The organism is uncultured Streptococcus sp. (assembly GCF_901875575.1).
GTDB lineage: Bacteria > Bacillota > Bacilli > Lactobacillales > Streptococcaceae > Streptococcus.
Map to the genome: position 1 here is coordinate 1 of NZ_CABFMF010000041.1, position 1,103 is coordinate 1,103.

Genomic DNA, 1,103 nt, shown 5'->3' on the forward strand with positions numbered 1-1,103 from the left:
ATCTTGTTAGCCACCTATGGTTTTGGGATTAGTTTCTATCTGTTGTTTTTATTGGCGATTTCAATTTTACTAATGCTCCTTTATCTAATGAGTTTGAGTTACAAAGCATTAGTTCCCGTTATTAAGGGGAGATTACCCCTTAAACGCTTGATGGCTTTAACCCTATTGTGTCAGTTGGTTGCTGTCTTTACAGTAGGCTACGCTGTTAAGACAGGTTTGACGTCTTACCAACGATTGAAAGAACTTGAAATTTCAAAACAAGCATGGCAGGATAGAGCAGACTATTATCAAATTTCCTTTGGCTTAGGTGATAGAGTAAATGATACAGAAAATCAGAATAAGTGGTATGCCTTTGCCAAGGAAGCAATCGAAGAAGAACAAGCCCTTTATGTAAAGGATAATCTGTTCCATTTCGCCAATCCACAAGGAAAAAATGAACAGGGAGAGACACTGGATACCTATAGTCCAGATGCTAATACGCTCTATGTTAGTCCCAGTTATTTGGACAAGGAAAAGGTCGTGGTAGATGCTGAGACCAAACAGAAGTTAGCCCATCTCCAAAAAGGTGAGTTTATCCTCTTGCTCCCAGAACATTTGCGCTCTCGAGAAGCAGAACTTAAGAAAGTTTTTGAAGAAAAATTGAGTTATTATGGAAAATCTGGTGAGGAGGCAAGTGCTCCTTTGGATTATGAGATGAAAGCGCACGTTAGTTATCTTTCAATGGGAGAAAAGCGGTTTGTTTATAATAACGGTGAGAATCCCGTATCCACTCAGTATTTGACTGATCCGATTTTAGTTGTATTTACTCCAACATCTACAGGTGATAGTATCATTTCCAAATCCATTTGGTCTATCAATGCTGGTAATAATATCTTTGTCAAAGGATATGAAGATGGGATTAAACTCTTGAAGAAAGCTGGAATTTATGAGCAAGTATCCTATCTTAAAGAAAGAAGAAGTGTTTATCTAACTCGTTATAATGAAGTTCAAACTGAAACAGCAACTTTAATCTTAGGAGCTATTGTTGGGATAGCTAGTTCCTTGTTACTCTTTTATTCTGTCAATCTTCTATATTTCGAGCAATTCCGCCGAGATATCTTGAT

1 pseudogene is annotated in these 1,103 nt (G+C 37.4%); it reads left to right on the plus strand.

The window, feature by feature from the left end:
- Positions 1-1,103 (plus strand): annotated as a pseudogene (locus QZ114_RS07670) (bacteriocin-associated integral membrane family protein); the annotation flags it as partial.